The sequence below is a fragment of the Bradyrhizobium sp. Cp5.3 genome (assembly GCF_000426265.1).
Classification (GTDB): domain Bacteria; phylum Pseudomonadota; class Alphaproteobacteria; order Rhizobiales; family Xanthobacteraceae; genus Bradyrhizobium; species Bradyrhizobium neotropicale.
Map to the genome: position 1 here is coordinate 72,093 of NZ_AUFA01000029.1, position 17,704 is coordinate 89,796.

A 17,704-nucleotide genomic window follows, 5' to 3' on the forward strand; every position below is an offset into this window, starting at 1 on the left:
ATGCCGCAGGCGTACATCGGCGTCGACGTGGGGACCACGAGCACGCGGGCGGGGGTCTTTGACGCAGCCGGAACTCTGCTCGCGACAGCGCGGCATCCGATCAGGATCTGGCATGAGGCCGGCGACATCGTCGAGCAGTCCTCATCCGATATCTGGGAGGCCTGTGCGAAATCCGTGCGGGCGGCGATGGCGGAAGCCGGCATTGCGCCGGACAGCGTCGGCGGCATCGGCTTCGACGCCACCTGTTCGCTGGTGGTGCTCGATCGGCAGGGCGAGCCGGTCACCGTCAGCGCCTCCGGCGAGCCGCAGCGCAACGTCATCGTCTGGATGGACCATCGTGCCACGACCGAGGCGCGGCTCATCAACGAGACCGAGGATGCGGTGCTGCGCTATGTCGGCGGCTCGATCTCGCCCGAGATGGAAATGCCGAAGCTGTTGTGGCTGAAGCGGCACCTGCGCGCGAGTTTCGACGCTGCCGGCCATTTCTTCGATCTGGCAGACTATCTGACCTGGCGCGCGACCGGCTCGCTGCAGCGCTCGACCTGCACCGTCACCTGCAAGTGGAATTATCTCGCGCATGATGGCGGCGGCTGGAGCGCGCCGTTCTTCCAGCGCATTGGCCTCTCGGACTTCGTCGGGGAGAAGTACGCCCGGATCGGCACCGAGATCGTCGCGCCCGGCACCCGGCTCGGCGCGGGTCTGACCCGCGCGGCGGCTAGCGACCTCGGCCTGTCACCCGGCACGCCGGTCGGCGCGTCGCTGATCGATGCGCATGCCGGCGGGATCGGCGCGATCGGCGGCCGCGACGGATCGGGCGGGGCGACGGATGTCTGCAATCGGCTCGCCTACATCATGGGAACGTCGGCCTGCATCATGGCGACGACCAAGGACCCCTGCTTCGTGCCCGGCGTGTGGGGGCCTTATTATTCCGGCATGGTGCCGGACTTCTGGCTCAACGAGGGCGGGCAGTCGGCCGCGGGCGCCGCGATCGACCATCTGCTCAAGTCGCATCCCACCCACGCCGAGGCGAGCGCGGCGGCGCGCAAGGACGGCATCGACATCATCGAATTCCTCGAACGCCGCATCATCGCGCGTGCCGGCGATGCCAGCCGTGCCGCGCTGCTCGCGCGCGACGTCCATGTTCTTCCCGAATTCATCGGCAACCGCTCGCCTTATGCCGACCCCGATACGCGCGCGGTGATCGCAGGCCTCGACCTCGACACCGATATTGGTTCGATGGAACGGCTGTTCGTCGCCGGTCTCTGCGGGCTCGCTTATGGGCTTGCCGAGGTGATCGAGGCCTTTGCCGCGCACGGCGTGCATTCCAGCATCATGATCATGGGCGGCGGTGCGAGCCGCAGCCCTTTGGTGCGCCAGATCATGGCCGATACGACAGGCCTCACCGTCGCGCTGCCGCAGACCAAGGAGCCCGTGCTGCTGGGCGCCGCGATGCTCGGGGCGGTGGCCGGCGGCGCCTATGCTTCGATCGGCGAGACCATGGCAAAAATGTCGGCGCTGGGACGTCTCAGCGAGCCGACCGCGCCTGAGATGGCCGCGTTTCACAGCCGCAAGCGGGACGTCTACAAGCTGCTGCGCGAGGTCGACCGCAGTAGCCGCGCCGCGATGCGCGGCGTCGGAATGGCCGGAGCTTGAAACGGATGCTGATTGCTTGCGGCGATGCGCTGATCGATTTCGTGCCCACGCGCAACGCCGAAGGGCGCGAGGCGGTGATGCCGGCCGTCGGCGGCTCCTGCCTCAACGTCGCGATCGGTATCGCGCGGCTGGGCGCGCCGACCGGCTTCGTCGGCGGCATCTCGACCGATATGTTCGGGCAGATGATCGCCGGTCACGCGACGGCCTCGAATGTCGAGCTTGGTCTTGCGACGCGCAGCGATCACCAGACCACGCTTGCCTTCGTGCGCATCGTCGCGGGCGAGTCGCATTATGCCTTCTATGACGCCGAGACCGCGACAGGGAATTGGACGTACCGGCGCGGGATGGTTCCGTTCGAGACGGTCATGGCCGTCCATGTCGGATCGACCACGCTGGTCAACGACAAGGGCGCGGCCGAGACGAAGGCGCTGATCGCGGACGCGCGGGCGACGTCAACGATCTCTTTTGATCCGAACTGCCGGCCCAATCTGGTCAAGGACAAGCCGGCCTATCTCGTACGCATGGCGGAGTTCGCGGCGAGCGCGGATCTCATCAAGATGTCCGACGTCGATTTCAATTATCTGTTCGGAGATGAGCCCCATCAGCAGCGGGCAAGTGTGCTGCTGGGGCAGGGCACCAGCCTCGTCGTCATCACCCGGGGCAACAATGGCGCCATGGCGTGGCACACGAAAGCTGGGCAGATCGAAGTCGCCGCGCCGAAGGTCGAGGTTGTCGACACCATAGGTGCAGGCGACAGCTTTCAGGCGGCACTGCTCTTTGCCCTGTACAAGCAGGGGCGGCTCGCGCGGGAGAAGCTGAGGGACATCGGCGCCGACGAACTGCGCCGCGCGCTCTCCTTCGCCGCCAATTGCGCCGGTCTCACCTGCACCCGCCCCGGCGCCGATCCGCCGTGGAGCCGTGAGGCGACGTGGAGCTGGTAGCCCAACGCGGCCTCACAGCCGCGCGACCACTTTCTCCGCGCATTTGAGAAAGCTGCTGATGAGAGGGCTGCGCGAATCCCGCCGCCAGCACACCGCGATCTCGATCGAATCTGTCGCGCCACGCAAGGGCCGGAACACGACGCCGGGCGGCGCGCCGAGCTTGGCGCAAGCGGGCAGGATCGCGAGGCCTTCACCGGCAAGCACCAGACTCATGGCCGCATGCACCGTCTCGACCCGGCTGACGATTGGCATCACCACCTGATGCCGGCGCAGCAGGGCTGCAACGGCGGAGGAGGCGGGGTCCTCGTCCGGTCGAGGCAGCGCGATCAGCGGACGTCCCTGCAGTTTCGCCATCGGCACGGCGGCAGGGCGCGCGAGCGGCGAGCGGATCGGCATCGCCAGCACGAAGGGCTGCGTGCCGACCCGCGCCACCTGGATCTCGGGATGATGGATCGCCGGCATGCACAGGGCGACGGTGACGCTGCGGTCGAGCAGCCTCGCCTCGCGCGTCGATGCGCTGAGCTCGGCGAAATCGAGCTCGACGCCGGGAATGGACCGCCGCAGCTCGGGGATCAGGCGCGGCAGCACCGCATTGGCCAGCACGAACATGTAGCCGACGGAGAGCCGTCCGCGCCGTCCGGCGGCAACCGCGCGCGCGGCTTCGACGCCGTCGACCGCAAGCGCGAGCGCCTCGCCGGCGCGCGCGAGCAGTGCCTGGCCGGCCTCGGTCAGATCCATCCCGCGCGTCCCGCGGCGGAACAAGGGGGCGCCCACCTCGGCTTCGAGCTTGCGGATCTGGACCGAGAGCGGCGGCTGCGCCATCCGCAGCCGCTCGGCGGCCTTGCCGACGCTGCGCGCCTCGGCCACGGCAACGAAGTAGCGAAGCCGGCGAAGATCCATGGGCATACCGAAAACGTATGGGTTGACCACCAAAATCGTATTGGACGGCGAGTTAACATGGGTGTCATTCTGACTGTCAATGCCATCGGCCAACGGGGGCCGGCTTCGGAGTGATCTGACGATGAGCGGCGATCCTTGCTTGCTGTCCGCAACCGAATTGCGTGGTCTCATCGCGGCAAGACGGATTTCGCCGGTCGAGATCACCCGCGCGGTGCTGGCGCGCGCCGAGGCGCTGCAGCCCGAGCTGAACTGCTTCATCACGCTGTGCGGCGACGAGGCGATGGCGCAGGCGCGCGAGGCCGAGCGCAAAGTGATGGCGGGCGAGCCGCTCGGCCTGCTGCATGGCCTTCCCGTCACCGTCAAGGACATCGTCAACACCAGGGGTGTGAAGACCACCTTCGGCGCCGTGCCCTATAAGGACAATGTTCCGAACGAGGATGCCGTCGCCGTCGCACGGCTGCGCGCGCAGGGCGCGATCCTGATCGGCAAGACCACGACGCCCGAATTCGGTAGCAAGTGCCTGACCGACTCGCCGCTGTTCGGCCGCACCCGCAATGCGTGGAGTGCCGAGCGTTCGTCGGGCGGCTCCAGCGGCGGCGCGGCGGTAGCGGTCGCCAGCGGCATCGCGCCGCTCGCGATCGCGACCGACGGCGGCGGCTCGACGCGGATTCCCGCCGCCTGCAACGGCGTGGTCGGGATCAAGCAGAGCAATGGCGTCATTCCGCACAGCCAGGTGCAGGACGCCTTCGGCAACCAGACCTACGTGACGCCGACGACGCGCACCGTCGCCGACACTGGCCTGATGATGCAGGCGATGGCGGGCGAGGACGCCTCCGATCCCTGGTCGATCGGCGTTCCCGTTCCCGATTTCATCGGCACCGCAGCGCCGCGCGGCGATCTGCGCGGGCAGAAGATCCTTTACTGCCTTTCGCCGCCGGGCCGGCCCGTATCCGCCGACGTGGCGGCCAGCTTCAAGGCGAGCCTCGACCGGCTCGCAAGCCTGGGTGCCGAGCTCGAGGCGTTTTCCGGCGAGGGCTTCGACATCGAGCCGATCTGGCGCGCCATTAACCACACGGTCTGGCGCACGCGCTTCGCCAAGCTCGCGGCGGAGCACAAGGACGAGCTGAGCGAAGCCTTCCTCAAGCAGCTCGCGCTCGCGACTGAGGTCAGCGGCGTCGACTATCAGGAGGCGATGTTCGCGCGCACCGCGCTGTTCCGCCGGATGCAATCCCTGCTTGCGCGCGGGCATCTCTTGGCAATGCCGACCATCACCCGCGCCGCGCTGCCGATCGACCAGGACCTGTTCGGTACCATCGAAATCGACGGCCAGCAGTTCGACAGCGTCCGGCCGCACTGGTTCCCCTGGACCATGCTGTTCAACATGACCGGGCACCCCGCGGTGAGCCTGCCCTGCGGCTTCGGCCGCGATGGCCTGCCGATCGGACTGCAACTCGTCGGCCGCTTTCGTGCTGACGCGGAATTGCTGCGTGCGAGCGCGCTGTTCGAGGCTTCGCACGACCTCCTGTCCCGCTGGCCCGCGTGAGACGTTGATGGCGTGCCGCAAGGGGCTTGCGTCCGGCGTCTGGACATGTTGATCGTGCTCCGCATGAGCCCTGAAACCGAGCGTCCATGAGCGTATTTGTCCTTCGACGTCTCCTGACCTTGCTGGCGACGCTGATCGGCGCATCCCTGATCATTTTCCTGGTGCTGGATGCCTTGCCCGGCAACGCCGCGCAGATGCTGATGGGCGCCGATGCCTCGCCGGACGCGGTGCGCGCGCTCACCGTCAAGCTCGGGCTCGACCAGCCACTGGCGATCCGCTACCTGCAATGGATCAAGGGGCTTCTCTCGGGCGATCTCGGCAACAGCTATGTCTACGGCACGCCGGTGGCGGGCCTGATCGCGGAGCGGCTGGTGCTGACCATCCCGCTCGCGATCATGTCCATGCTGATCACGGTGGTGCTGGCGCTCTCCGCCGGCATCTACACCGCCGCCAACCACAACAAGCTCGGCGACGTCGGCGTGATGTCGCTGACGCAGGTGGGCCTCGCGCTGCCGAACTTCTGGTTCGCGATTCTCCTGATCCTCTTGTTCTCGGTGCGGCTGCAATGGCTGTCGGCCGGCGGCTTTGCCGGCTGGGACGACGGCGCCTGGCCCGGCATCAAGTCGCTGCTGCTGCCGGCGATCTCGCTCGCGGTGGTGCAGGCCGCGATTCTCGCACGCGTCACGCGCTCGGCGGTGCTGGAAGTGTTGCGCGAGGATTTTGTCCGCACCGCGCGCGCGAAAGGGCTCGGCAAGCGCGAGGTGCTGTGGAGTCACGTGCTGCGCAACGCCATGATCCCGGTGATGACGGTGATGGGCCTGCAGTTCGCCAACCTGCTCGCCGGCACCATCGTGATCGAGAACGTGTTCTATCTGCCGGGCCTCGGCCGTCTGATCTTCCAGTCGATCGCCAACCGCGACCTGATCGTCGTGCGCAACTGCGTGATGCTGCTCGCGGCCATGGTCGTCATCGTCAATTTCGTGGTCGATGTGCTCTATGCCTTCATCGATCCCCGCATCAAGGTCCACGATCTGTGAGCGCGCCGTTGGCCGCCCCGCTTGACGCGCCGGTCGCCGCGCGTCCGCTCCCGGCGCGGACGTTCTGGCGCCGCGCGCTGCGCCATCGCAGCTTCGTGGTCGGTGGCGTTCTCAGCCTGCTGGTTCTCGCCTCCGCGCTGTTGTCGCTCGTGTGGACGCCATGGTCGCCCTACGAGATCGACATCGCCGCAAAGCTCAAGCCGCCGTCGGCGGCGCATTGGCTCGGCACCGATTCCTTCGGCCGTGACATCGTTTCACTGCTGCTCGCCGGAGCCCGCTCGACCATTTTGGTCGGCATCATCGCGGTCAGCATCGGTCTCACCTTCGGCGTCTGCCTCGGCCTGATCGCGTCGGCGCGCCGGGGCTGGACCGAAGAGATCATCATGCGCTTTTCCGACTTCACCTTCGCGTTTCCGGCGGTGCTGTCCGCGATCATGCTCGCCGCGGTCGTGGGTCCGGGCATGGTGACGTCGATCGTCGCGATCGGCATTTTCCAGATCCCGACGCTGACCCGGCTGACGCGTGGCTCGGCCAACGCGATCTGGGCGCGCGAGTTCGTGCTGGCCGCGCGCGCCGCAGGGAAGGGGTCTTTCCGCATCACCATCGAGCACGTGCTGCCGAACATCCTCTCGATCCTGATCGTGCAGGCGACGATCCAGTTCGCGCTCGCGATTCTCGCCGAAGCGGCCTTGTCCTATCTCGGCCTCGGCACGCAGCCGCCGCAGCCGTCCTGGGGCCGGATGTTGAACGACGCGCAGACGCTGCTGTTCCAGTCGCCGATGCTCGCGGTCTATCCGGGCGCGGCGATTGCGATCGCAGTGCTCGGCCTCAATCTTCTCGGTGACGGATTGCGCGATCTGCTCGATCCGCGGCTGGCGCGGGAGCGATGATGATGAGCAATCCCGCAACCACGCCGCTGATCGAGGTCGAGAACCTTGCCGTCCGCCTCAACACCAGTCGCGGCCCGGCGCAGGCCGTGCGCGGCGTCAGTTTTTCTTTGAAGCGCGGTGAGACGCTGGGGCTGGTCGGCGAATCCGGCTGCGGCAAGTCGGTCACCGCGCTGTCGCTGATGGGACTGTTGCCGGACAGCGCGGTCGTCAGCGGCAGCATCAGGCTCGATGGCAGCGAGCTAGTCGGTCTCTCCGATGCGGACTACTGCCGCTTGCGCGGCAACCGCATCAGCATGATTTTTCAGGAGCCGATGACCGCGCTCAATCCGATGCACACGATCGGACACCAGGTTGCCGAGCCGCTGCGGCGCCACAAGAAGTACGCGGCGGCACAGGCGCGAAAGGAAGCGATCGCCTTGCTCGACCGCGTCGGCCTTCCCGATGCGGCAAAGCGCATCGATGCCTATCCGCACCAGTTCTCCGGTGGCCAGCGTCAGCGCATCACCATCGCGATGGCGCTCGCCTGCGAGCCGGACCTCTTGATCGCGGACGAGCCGACCACCGCGCTCGACGTCACCATCCAGGGGCAGATCCTCGATCTCATTGCCGATCTCGTCGAAGAGCGCGGCATGTCGATGATCCTGATCTCACACGATCTCGGCGTCATCGCCGAGAACGTGCAGCGCATGATGGTGATGTACGGCGGCACCGTGGTCGAGAGCGGCCCCACCGACGAGGTGTTCAGGCGCATGGGACATCCCTATACGCAAGGCTTGTTTCGCGCCCGCCCGCGTCTTGGCGCGCGCAAGGGGACGCGGCTGAAAACCATCTCGGGTACCGTGCCGGAGCTTGCCGACTTGCCGGCGGGCTGTGCCTTCGGCGATCGTTGCCCGCTGGTCGAGGACAGATGCCGCGCGGCGCTGCCGCCGATGATCGAGGTCGGCCCCGGTCATGACGTGCGCTGCCTGCGCACGGATGTCTCGATGGCCGATCACGTCGGAGCGCTGTCCGCATGATCGCTTCGCAGCCGCTCCTCGACGTGAAGGACCTGGTGCAGCGCTACACGCTGCCGCGCGAAAGCCTGTTCCGGCCGCCGGCGCAGGTGCACGCACTCAACGGCGTGAGCGTGCAGGTCGAGGCGGGCAAGAGCCTCGGCATCGTCGGCGAATCCGGCTCCGGCAAGTCGACGTTCGCACGGGTCGTGATGGCGCTGGAGCGGCCGACGTCGGGGCAGGTTGCGCTGCTCGGGCGCGACCTCAATCGCATCCCGGCTGACCAACTGCGCCGCGCCCGCCGCGATTTCCAGATGGTGTTCCAGGATCCTTATGGATCTCTCGATCCGCGCCAGACAATCGCGCGCATCGTCGCCGAGCCCCTGACCGTGCTGGAGGACACCGATCGAAGCACGCTTCGCGCGCGGGTATCCGCGGTGCTGCGGCAGGTCGGCCTGCGCGATGCCGACATGGACAAATATCCGCACGAATTCTCCGGCGGCCAGCGCCAGCGCATCGCGATTGCGCGCGCCTTGATCACCCAGCCGAAGCTGATCGTGGCCGACGAGCCGGTCTCCGCGCTCGACGTGTCCGTGCAGGCTCAGGTGCTCAACCTGATGCAGGATCTGCAGGAGCAGTTCGGCCTGAGCTACATCCTGATCAGCCACGACCTCGCGGTCGTCGACTATCTCTGCGACGAGGTCGCCGTGATGTATCTCGGCCGGATCGTGGAGCAGGGGCGTCCCGAAGACCTGTTCGAGCACTGCGCCCATCCGTATACCCGCGCCCTGCTGGACGCGGTGCCGCGCGCCCGCGCCGGCGGGGGCCGGAGGCGGCGTGGCGCCCAGGCGATCGCCTCGCAATCGGCGGCCGCGGCCGGATGTCCGTATGTCTCGCGTTGTCGGCTCGCCGATCAGCATTGCCGTGACGTTCCGCCTCGGCTACGCAGGGTCGGCGAGGCGCATCTAGCCGCCTGCCACAAGGCGGAGGCCGTGATGGCGTTGCCGCAAGCTGCCATGGAAGGTTAGTGTTTCGGGGCAGGATCGGCGTGGGCTGAAAGAAAGAAGGCCGGGGAGTAACGCATGTTCAAGAAACTAACGATCGTCGCATTTGCCGCCGCGTTCGCCGCGGCGCCGCTGCCGGTCATGGCGCAGAGCAAGAAGGACAGCGTCGTGATGGCGATGGCGCTGGAGCCGCCGGGGCTCGACCCCACCACCGCGGCCGCTGCGGCGATCGCTGAAGTCGCGCTCTACAACATCTACGAGACCCTGACCAAGATCAACGAGGACGGTTCGACTTCGCCCCTGCTGGCCGAAAGCTGGACTGCTTCGCCCGACCTGAAGTCCTATACGTTCAAGCTGCGCAAGGGCGTTAAATTCCACAACGGCGAGCCGTTCGACTCCGCCGCCGTGAAGTTCTCGTTCGAACGCAACGCGGTCGCGACCAGCACGAACAAGGACAAGAGCCTGTTCCAGAGCTTCGAGAAGGTCGACGCGCCCGATGCCGACACGGTCTTGATCACTCTCAAATATGCCGAGCCGAACCTGCCGTTCCTGCTCGGGCAGGCGAGCGGGTCGATCGTCGAGCCGAAGAGCGCACCGACCGATGCGACGCAACCGGTCGGCACCGGTCCCTATCAGCTTGGCGCCTGGGCCAAGGGCTCCTCGATCACGCTGAGCAAGTGGGCGGACTACCGCAACGCCGCCGCGATCAAGCTCTCGAAGGTCACGATCCGCTTCATCTCTGATCCGGCCGCGCAGACCGCGGCGCTGCTCTCGGGCGACGTCGATGCGTTCCCGCGCGTCTCGGCCCAGCGCACCATCGCGCAGTTCAAGGCCGATCCGCGTTTCAACGTCCAGGTCGGCGGCTCCCGCGCCAAGACCATCGTCGGCATCAACGAGCGCAAGAAGCCGCTCGACGACGTCCGTGTGCGCCGTGCCATCCTTGCCGCGATCGATCGCAAGGCGATGATCGACGGCGCGGTCGACGGGTTCGGTACGCCGATCGGCAGCTTCTACGTACCTGGCGCTCTCGGCTACGTCGACACCACCGGCGTCAATCCGTACGATCCCGAGAAGGCCAAGAAGTTGCTCGCCGAGGCCGGCGTCACCACGCCGCTCGAGCTTTCGCTTAAGCTGCCGCCGCCGTCCTATGCGCGGCAGGGCGGCGAGATCCTCGCGGCGCAGCTTGCCAAGGTCGGCATCATCGCCAAGATCGAGAACGTCGAATGGGCGCAGTGGCTGTCGCAGGTGTTCGCGGCCAACGGCCCACACAATTTCGACCTCACCATCGTCAGCCATGTCGAGCCGTTCGACCTCGTCAAGATCACCGAGCCGGACTACTATCTCGGCTACAACAACGAGGCGTTCAACGCGCTCTACAAGCAGATCGTGTCGACGCCGGATGAAGCTGGCCGCGCAAAACTGCTCGGCGACGCCCAGCGTATGCTGGCAACCGATGCGGTCGCCGGCTTCCTGTACCAGCCGCAGCTGATCACCATCAGCAACAAGAAGCTGAAAGGCGTCTGGAAGGAAGTCCCGCAGTACGAGAACGATTTTTCGACCTGGTACTGGGAGTAGGGCCCGGCCAATCAGGTCGAGCCTGTTGCCTCGACGTCTACCTCTCCCCGGCGGGGAGAGGTGGTCACGTAGCAGCTCCAAACAAAAATCTGAAAAACAACCCCATGCAAAGTAGCCGGTGATGGCCGGAACGATGGCTTGCGCATCCCGTGAAGCCGTTGACACGTCGGGCAAAACACCGGCACGATGCCATCATCGGAGAAAATCACAAGACTGACGCTCGGCTTGCGCCGTTTCGATTGCCTCTGATCTGGTTCAAGCGGCGCGGCTGGTTCTACTGAGGCAAAGAAACGTGCGGCGCGCCGTTCTCGACCGCGCGCCGCCCATCGAATCACGCCGCTTCGGCGGCGACGTTGCCGATCCAGTCGCTCGCCAGCGCGACGTCTGCCTGGGTCAGCTGGTGGCCCGCCGGCAGAACCTTGTGGCTCACATTCGCGCCCGCTTCCGACAGCAGCGCGGCGAGACGTGCCGAGTTGCTGGCCGGTACGATCGGGTCGTCCTGTCCGGACAGGAGCAGGATCGGCTTGCCCGTGAGTGCGGCCCTGGGCGGATCCGACAGCGGCACCATGGCGCGAAGCAGCACCGCGCCGGCCAGCACGTCAGGCTTCAACAGCAACAGCGCCGCGGCGATGTTGGCGCCGTTGGAGAAGCCGACCGCCACCGGCGCCGCGATGCCGTACCGCTCCCGGGCCTCATCGACGAAGGCGCCAAGCTCGAGTGCACGCCGTTGCACGTCCTCCTCGTCGAATACGCCTTCGGCGAGACGGCGGAAGAAGCGCGGCATGCCGTGCTCGAGCACGCGACCGCGCGGCGAGAGCAGGGCGGAGCCGGGCGAGATCATCCGGCCGAGACCGAGCAGGTCGTTCTCGTCGCCGCCGGTGCCGTGGAGAAGCAGGAGCGGGGTGGTGCCCGCTCTGCTCGCCGGTTCGAAGCGATGGACGAATGAACTCTCGGTCATGACACGGTCTCTTCCAGCTTCGGCAGGACGCCCTCGATCTGCTTGCGATGCGATTCGAGGAAGCCCGGCAACTTCAGGTCACGTCCCAGCGTCGCGACGGGCTCATCGACGGCGAAGCCGGGAATGTCGGTCGCGATCTCGAACAGCACGCCGCCGGGCTCGCGGAAGTAGATCGAGCGGAAGTAGTTGCGGTCGCGCTGCTCGGTCGGGTGCAGGCCATGATTGCTGACGAGCCTCTCGGCCATCTTGCCTTGCTCGGCATCATCGGCCGCGCGGAAAGCGATATGGTGCACGGAGCCACCACCCTGATGTCCGCGCAGAAAACCCTTGGCCTCGTAGATGTCGACGATGCTGCCTTGCGCATCACCGGGCGCCTTGAAGCGGATCACGGAGCCCTCGCGTGCTGTCTCCGCAAAGCCGAACACGTCGGTGAGGACGGCGGCCGTCTTCGCCGCACTGTCGAGCAGCAGCGTCACGCCGTGGAAGCCGCGGATCGCATGCTCGGCCGGCACGTCGCCATTGCTCCAGCCCGGCTCGTTCTCGGCGCCGGGCACGCCGACGAGCGCCAGCGCCATCCCGTCCGGGTCGGTGAACGGCAGCACGGACTCGCCGAACCGCTTCTCCAGCGCCTCGTAGGGGATGCCCTTCTCGGTAAAACGCTGCGTCCAGTAACCGAGCGAGCGCTGCGGCACACGGAAGGCGGTCTGATGGGTCTCGCCGACGCCGCGGCGTCCCGTGGACACGCCCTGCCAGGGGAAGAAGGTCAGGATGGTGCCGGGGCGGCCGGTCTCGTCGCCATAATAGAAGTGATAGGTGCCGGGATCGTCGTAATTGACGGTCTTCTTGACGAACCGCAGCCCGAGATCACGGGTGTAGAAGCCGAAGTTCCTGATGGGGTCGCCGGCAATTGCGGTGACGTGGTGCAGTCCAGACATCTCATCCTCCAAAAACGCGTGAACGTCTTGCTCTGGCAAGAAATATCGTGCCGCTTTGAATTGGAGACAATCCATGCAATTATGACCGCTATGTCTACGATTTGGAAACAATCGCCAGGGCCGGCTGGTGGATAAGGTCGCAAGCCTGCGCGCCTTCGTGAAGGTGGTCGAAAGCGGCAGCTTCGCCGAGGCAGGCCGCCAGTTGCGGCTTTCGCGCTCCGCCATCAGCAAATACATCGCCGACCTCGAGGAGAGTCTCGGCGTTCAATTGCTGAACCGCACGACGCGGCATGCGAGCCCGACCGAAAACGGCCAGCAATATTTCGAGCGCGCGGTCGTGATCCTGTCCGAGATCGAGGCCGCGGATCAGGCGGTGACGCAGTTGCAATCGGCCCCGCGTGGCCTGTTGCGCGTCAACGCGCCGATGTCCTTCGGCACCATGCGGCTCGGGCCGGTGCTCGCCGACTTCATGGACAAATATCCGGAGCTTCAACTCCAGCTCGTGCTCAGCGACGATCTGCTCGATCCCGTCCAGGACGGCTTTGACGTGACGCTGCGGATCGCCGAGCTGGAATCCTCCAGCCTGATCGCGCGCAAGATCGTGCCCGTTGCGCGGCTGGTCTGCGCCTCGCCGGATTACCTCGCACGTCACGGCACGCCGAAGCATCCGCAGGACCTGCGCAACCACGCCTCGCTGACCTACGGTTTCCTGCTCACCGGCAATCAATGGAAGCTGACCGGCGCGGACGGCGACCACTGGATCCAGCCGGCCTGGTCGCTCTGTGTCAACAATGCGGAAGTGCTGCGCGACGTCGCGATCCGGGGCAGGGGTGTTGCGCTGCTGCCGGAATTCATCGCCGCCGACGCGCTGAAGAAAGGCGCGCTGCATGCCGTGCTCGAAGACTATTCGGCGCCGCCGCTCGCGCTCTACGCGGTCTATCCGCCGACGCGGCACCTTTCGCTCAAGGTGAGGCTCTTCATCGATTTCCTGGTCGAACGCTTCGGCCGCGACGAGGAGATGCCTGTGCACGCGTCGATCGCATCCGGTGCAAGGCGGCGGACCAAGTGAGTGCAGGCTAGACGTGTACTCATGAACTCGTCGCGCCCGCTGTTCTCTCGGAAGGCGACGTTGAAGCCGACATAGCTGCATGTCGACCTTGGGCCGGAAGCCCAGCCTGTGAAAGGGTCCGTTTACCAGCATCTCGGTGTCGCTTCGTAAGCCAACTGGCAATGGTCGCGAGTCGATATCAACATGGTACTCTTAGTGGATGACTAGGTCGGTAATGCTCAGGACATTTCGAGGTGTGTGCCTGACTTGCTTATGCATCCTGGGAGTTGCCGTCATCATGGCACTCCTGGAGCTTGTCGCTCATCCCATTCTATTGAAATCAACCGGGTGCAGTTGGACCGAGGGACCGCAGGGCTTCACCTGCGGAGATGGTTGGGTCGGTCATTTCACGGCAATTGTCCTCAACCTGCCGATACTATTCTCCTATGCGCAAACATTCACTCTCTTCGGGGCCAGCGCACCGTTCAGTCGAGACTTCACGCTTTTGCTCTACTTGTTCGACGCTATCTTCGCTCTCGCTCTAGCGTATCCTCTCCTGATCCTCTTTGCGCCGAAAAGCGGTCGGCGGAGCAGCTAAACGACGCTGAGATAGTCTCATGGGTACGTTCTATACCGACGAGCAGATACAGGAAGCGATTGCGGCCATGGAGGCCCATACTCCGGGTATCTTCGAGAGGATGAAGAAATCGGCCTCGATCACTGATGCGTTTGACGATGAGCAAGAAGCAGAGCTGGGAGCCATCGTAAGAGTTCTCACCATTGTCCTGCCTAAGGTGCCATTCGTCGCGCAAGCAGAAGACAAAAATGAATCAAGAGCGCGTCTCAGCATAGACGTGGGCGACGCTGTTCGCGCCGCAATTGCATCAGCTAAAGACGGTTCCTAGATCACGAGCGCCATGGCCGCGATGGGTCAAAATGCGAAGAACTCAACTTGAGCAAATCGAGTCCGCAATGCCCCACTATCCGGACCTCGACGGGACGTGCCGCCACTTCGCTGATGGGCCATGAGCCGACATTTCAACTTAAATTCTATCGGGGAAACGGATGATGAAACCGCCACGGTTCGGCATCCGCACCTTGGGCAGCGTCTCGGGGTTCATCGTGTCGGTCTCACCTATGAGTTTGTTTTTCGCTAGGATGAACGCGGTCAGGGCGTAGACCTCGTCGTCGGTGAGTGACCTCGGCTGCTGCCACGGCATCCCTCTACGGATGAAGTCGAAGAGCGTCGTAGAATAAGGCCAAAAGTTCGCAATGGTCTTCATCCCGGCCGATATGTCGGTGATCTTGCCGCCTCCGAACAGTGGTGAAAAACCGAATTTGTTCTTGCCGTCCTTGTCGTGGCAGGCGACGCATTTTTCCGCGTAAATCCGCTCGCCTTGCGCCGGCATACCGCTTCCTGCCGGCAGGCCGGAGCCGTCAGGCATAACGCTGATATCCCAAGCCGCGACGTCGGCGAGGTCAATAGGCGTGCCAAGATTGGGCCCGTCGGCGAACGCTACGCCGATACTCAGAGCGAACACCAGCGAGGCGCTGTAGACGAAAATTCTATGTATAGGCATGGCTGATCTGCCCTTTGGGGTCGACCGCCCAACTAGTGACCGCGTTGAAGTGCTGGTTGGGATACGCTCCGATCGGTGGGACATTCTTCAACTCGCCGCGGTGAGCTACGAACTCGGCGCGTGTGGGTTGGAAGTTCCCGGCTTCATCCCAGGCCCGGCTTTGAAGTATTGCGGGGCCACCGTTCCAATGCCAAGCCATGCGGAAACGGGTGAAGGCCTTCGTCAATACCGGCTCCTGCAGCGCCGCTTCGGCCCAACTCTGCCCGCCATCGGCCGAAACCATAACCTTGGCGATACGGCCGGTGCCGGAATATGCGACACCGGAAATCTGATAAAGGCCGGGCTGCTTTAGGGTCATTCCAGGAGACGGCTGCGTGATGAACGATTTGACTTCTTGCAGGAAATAAAATTGGTATGCCTCGCCGTTCGGGAGAAGCTGCGTGTAGGTCTTGGTCTCCCAGAAGCCCATGGCTGGTGCCTCCACGAGCTTGATGCGCCGCAGATACTTGACGTTCATGTTGCCCTCGTAACCGGGCAGCAGCAGGCGCACCGGATACCCGTTACTCGGCGCGAGGCGCTCGCCATTTTGATAGAGGGCGATCATGGCGTCGTCCAAGGCCTTCGCCACGGGCACGCTGCGTGTCAGGTGAGGCGCGTCCGCGCCTTCGGCGATGAACCATTTCGCCTTCGAATCAATGCCGGTTTCTTCGAGCAGGGTGGACAGCTTCACACCCGACCATTCAGCACAAGACGCGAGGCCGTGCAGTGCCTGAACGTTGCCCTGCAGCGGCTGGGGGGAAAACAGTGGTGCGCTGTTGCCGCCGCACTCCAGGAAGCTGATACGCGACACCATCGGATAGCGCGCAAGTGCCTCAAGCGTGAACATCAAAGGGCGTTTGACGAGGCCGTGGATCACGAGGCGGTGTTTATCCGGATCGATGTCGGGCGGGCCGCCATAGGCGACCACGAAGTGCAGCCCATTCGGCGTGATCATTCCGTTTAGCATGTGATGCGGGGTACGCGCAGTTTGAACGAATGGCAGGCCGTCGGGGTTGCTCAGCGTTCGCGCGACGTTGTTCTCAAACCGAGACGGCAGCTCATACGGTTTGATGTTCGAACCGGGCTCAAGGCTCCATGGATCATCCTTGAGTGGCTCGGCCGCGGCGCTTGTCAGCGAGGCCCCCACGCCCGTGCTGAGCGCGCCTGCTATAGCGACGCCCTGCCCGAGCAGTGCACGCCGGTCAATCAGACCGTTTCCAGCTACAGCATCCCCCCAAGGATGACGCATTCCTTTGGGCATGGCCGCCTCCTCAGCTGTCGGCGTCTTGAGAGTATAGAACTGATTTTTTCGCCCGCAATGATCGGTTCCGGTCATGAGCAACGGTCCAGCCCATGAGGGCGTTACCCCCGACGGCCGACGTGCCGACAGTCATCGCGTTGCTCAGCTCCGGGCCACGAGCGGCATCGTGATCTCCAGTAAGAGCCTGTCGCACACTTTATTTGGCCACCGTAAACCAGCGATGATTGCCTGCCAGGAAATCCTGCTTCTTCTGAAGGAGAGGAGTTCGGTTCAGGGGCGTCCGGCTATCCGCCAGGTGATTGGGGGAGTACGATGCGAAGATGAGCCCATCGGCCCAGACGAGTACGACATCCTTGCTGACCCAGTGCGCCTCCGCCAGCTCGACCTAGCGGCCCGCCGCGACGGATGCTCAGCGCCTCGGCCCGGCGACATCCGCAGGAGATCGAAGCAAAGGCGGAACAGATGGCAACGATCGTAGCGAGCATTGAGATATCCCGTCGCCCCGAAGACGTCTTCCTATACGCGACGGACTTTTCGCATTTCCCCGAATGGCAGGGGGGCGTCGTGTCGGCACGCCGGGAAGGTGACGCCCCACTGAAAGCCGTGGTGACCCGGCGGGTCGGTCCGCGGAAGTTGCAGAGGACGGAAGAGATAACCGAACTGAATCCTCCGAGGACGTGGACGCTGCGCGGTGTTGGCGGCCCGCTCACAGCGATTGCCAAAGGCACCGTTGAGCCACTCGATGACGGCAAGCGGTCGCGCGTAACGATCGCCCTCGAAGTAGAAGCCCACGGGATCGCCAGGGTGCTTGCTCCGCTCATCCTTCGGCAAGTGCGAAGGCAGCTGCCGAGAAACGAGCAAAAGCTGAAGGAGCTGCTCGAGCGGGGCGCGTAACTGCAAAACGGGACGTCGTGTTTCGAATCGACCGCGGTGCCGCGCCTCTGGGCGCAGAGAGAAGTCCGCGGTGCGCAGGCATGGCCGACCAGGCGCTCATCTTCTCGGGACGTGGCTGGTTTGCACAGCCGCTCCTGAACGGAGCCGTGGGGAGTCGTCGTAGCTCCGCGTGGACGGCGCGGTGTGGTCTCGGCTTCACGATCGCGCGGGCAGGCATCATCGAAATCGACGTGGTTGCCGACTCCGAGCGCCTTCGCCGGGTCCACTTGGCAGTCCTCAACGACTGACGAGCCAACGTGCGTTACCGCGCGGGGGCACGAGCCAGCTGTAGTTTTGGGCCGACGACCGCGATGTCTCACTTGGGTCTTGGTTGTGTGGAAATGGATAGCTCGGAAGCGGCCGTAGTCGACAATCGTTGCAGGCCGCCGATGTTTTCGCGTCGGATCGTCCAATA

17 protein-coding genes are annotated in these 17,704 nt (G+C 64.8%); 12 read left to right on the top strand and 5 right to left on the bottom strand.

Annotated features, from left to right (window positions below; all coding sequences use genetic code 11):
• Both K289_RS0129775 and K289_RS0129780 read left to right on the top strand, forming a co-directional pair.
• Positions 1 to 1,653 carry an FGGY-family carbohydrate kinase gene (locus K289_RS0129775; protein WP_027554841.1) on the top strand — a complete coding sequence of 551 codons (1,653 nt, stop codon included), beginning with the start codon at positions 1 to 3 and terminating at the stop codon, positions 1,651 to 1,653.
• 5 nt (positions 1,654 to 1,658) lie between these two features.
• Positions 1,659 to 2,594 carry a carbohydrate kinase gene (locus K289_RS0129780; protein ID WP_027554842.1) on the top strand — a complete coding sequence of 312 codons (936 nt, stop codon included), beginning with the start codon at positions 1,659 to 1,661 and terminating at the stop codon, positions 2,592 to 2,594.
• 12 nt (positions 2,595 to 2,606) lie between these two features.
• On the opposite strand, the gene K289_RS0129785 is transcribed toward K289_RS0129780, so the two are convergent.
• Positions 2,607 to 3,494, bottom strand: coding sequence for a LysR substrate-binding domain-containing protein (locus tag K289_RS0129785; protein WP_027554843.1), 888 nt, complete (start codon positions 3,492 to 3,494; stop codon positions 2,607 to 2,609).
• A 121-nt stretch (positions 3,495 to 3,615) separates the two neighbouring features.
• Between K289_RS0129785 and K289_RS0129790 the strand changes: the two genes are divergently transcribed.
• The 6 genes from K289_RS0129790 to K289_RS0129815 all read left to right on the top strand — a co-directional run bounded on the left by K289_RS0129790 (position 3,616) and on the right by K289_RS0129815 (position 10,535).
• Entirely contained in the window at positions 3,616 to 5,037 is a 1,422-nt protein-coding gene (locus tag K289_RS0129790) for an amidase (protein WP_027554844.1), read from the top strand.
• Positions 5,038 to 5,123: 86 nt separating this feature from the next.
• The gene (locus K289_RS0129795) at positions 5,124 to 6,074 is read left to right on the top strand and encodes an ABC transporter permease (RefSeq protein ID WP_027554845.1); all 951 of its coding nucleotides are present in this window, start codon (positions 5,124 to 5,126) and stop codon (positions 6,072 to 6,074) included.
• The gene (locus K289_RS0129800) at positions 6,071 to 6,964 is read left to right on the top strand and encodes an ABC transporter permease (RefSeq protein WP_027554846.1); all 894 of its coding nucleotides are present in this window, start codon (positions 6,071 to 6,073) and stop codon (positions 6,962 to 6,964) included. Before K289_RS0129795 ends, K289_RS0129800 begins: the two co-directional genes overlap by 4 nt.
• Before the next feature lie 2 nt (positions 6,965 to 6,966).
• Positions 6,967 to 7,980 carry an ABC transporter ATP-binding protein gene (locus tag K289_RS0129805; protein ID WP_027554847.1) on the top strand — a complete coding sequence of 338 codons (1,014 nt, stop codon included), beginning with the start codon at positions 6,967 to 6,969 and terminating at the stop codon, positions 7,978 to 7,980.
• Positions 7,980 to 8,984 carry an ABC transporter ATP-binding protein gene (locus K289_RS0129810; RefSeq protein ID WP_027554848.1) on the top strand — a complete coding sequence of 335 codons (1,005 nt, stop codon included), beginning with the start codon at positions 7,980 to 7,982 and terminating at the stop codon, positions 8,982 to 8,984. Before K289_RS0129805 ends, K289_RS0129810 begins: the two co-directional genes overlap by 1 nt.
• A gap of 54 nt (positions 8,985 to 9,038) precedes the next feature.
• A complete protein-coding gene (locus K289_RS0129815) occupies positions 9,039 to 10,535 on the top strand; it encodes an ABC transporter substrate-binding protein (protein WP_027554849.1) in 1,497 nt (498 codons plus the stop codon).
• A gap of 331 nt (positions 10,536 to 10,866) precedes the next feature.
• On the opposite strand, the gene K289_RS0129820 is transcribed toward K289_RS0129815, so the two are convergent.
• Both K289_RS0129820 and K289_RS0129825 read right to left on the bottom strand, forming a co-directional pair.
• Positions 10,867 to 11,493 carry an alpha/beta hydrolase gene (locus K289_RS0129820; RefSeq protein WP_027554850.1) on the bottom strand — a complete coding sequence of 209 codons (627 nt, stop codon included), beginning with the start codon at positions 11,491 to 11,493 and terminating at the stop codon, positions 10,867 to 10,869.
• Entirely contained in the window at positions 11,490 to 12,428 is a 939-nt protein-coding gene (locus tag K289_RS0129825; RefSeq protein ID WP_027554851.1) for a ring-cleaving dioxygenase, read from the bottom strand. The genes K289_RS0129820 and K289_RS0129825 overlap by 4 nt, the downstream gene beginning before the upstream one ends.
• Positions 12,429 to 12,555: 127 nt before the next feature.
• Here K289_RS0129825 and K289_RS45555 point away from each other — a divergent pair, with 127 nt between their 5' ends.
• Positions 12,556 to 13,497 carry a LysR family transcriptional regulator gene (locus K289_RS45555; RefSeq protein WP_051310931.1) on the top strand — a complete coding sequence of 314 codons (942 nt, stop codon included), beginning with the start codon at positions 12,556 to 12,558 and terminating at the stop codon, positions 13,495 to 13,497.
• A gap of 596 nt (positions 13,498 to 14,093) precedes the next feature.
• Positions 14,094 to 14,381 (top strand): hypothetical protein, encoded by a 288-nt coding sequence (locus K289_RS0129840; protein ID WP_027554853.1) that lies wholly within the window; start codon positions 14,094 to 14,096, stop codon positions 14,379 to 14,381.
• Between the two features lie 138 nt (positions 14,382 to 14,519).
• Here K289_RS0129840 and K289_RS0129845 read toward each other — a convergent pair whose 3' ends face one another.
• Positions 14,520 to 15,056, bottom strand: a complete 537-nt coding sequence (locus K289_RS0129845; protein WP_027554854.1) for a c-type cytochrome — start codon at positions 15,054 to 15,056, stop codon at positions 14,520 to 14,522.
• Entirely contained in the window at positions 15,043 to 16,431 is a 1,389-nt protein-coding gene (gene soxC / locus K289_RS0129850; protein WP_245284037.1) for a sulfite dehydrogenase, read from the bottom strand. Before soxC ends, K289_RS0129845 begins: the two co-directional genes overlap by 14 nt.
• Before the next feature lie 387 nt (positions 16,432 to 16,818).
• On the opposite strand from soxC, the gene K289_RS0129855 reads away from it, so the two are divergent.
• Positions 16,819 to 17,250, top strand: coding sequence for an SRPBCC family protein (locus tag K289_RS0129855; RefSeq protein ID WP_027554856.1), 432 nt, complete (start codon positions 16,819 to 16,821; stop codon positions 17,248 to 17,250).
• A gap of 80 nt (positions 17,251 to 17,330) precedes the next feature.
• A complete protein-coding gene (locus K289_RS45565) occupies positions 17,331 to 17,537 on the top strand; it encodes a hypothetical protein (RefSeq protein WP_027554857.1) in 207 nt (68 codons plus the stop codon).
• Positions 17,538 to 17,704 lie beyond the last annotated feature (167 nt).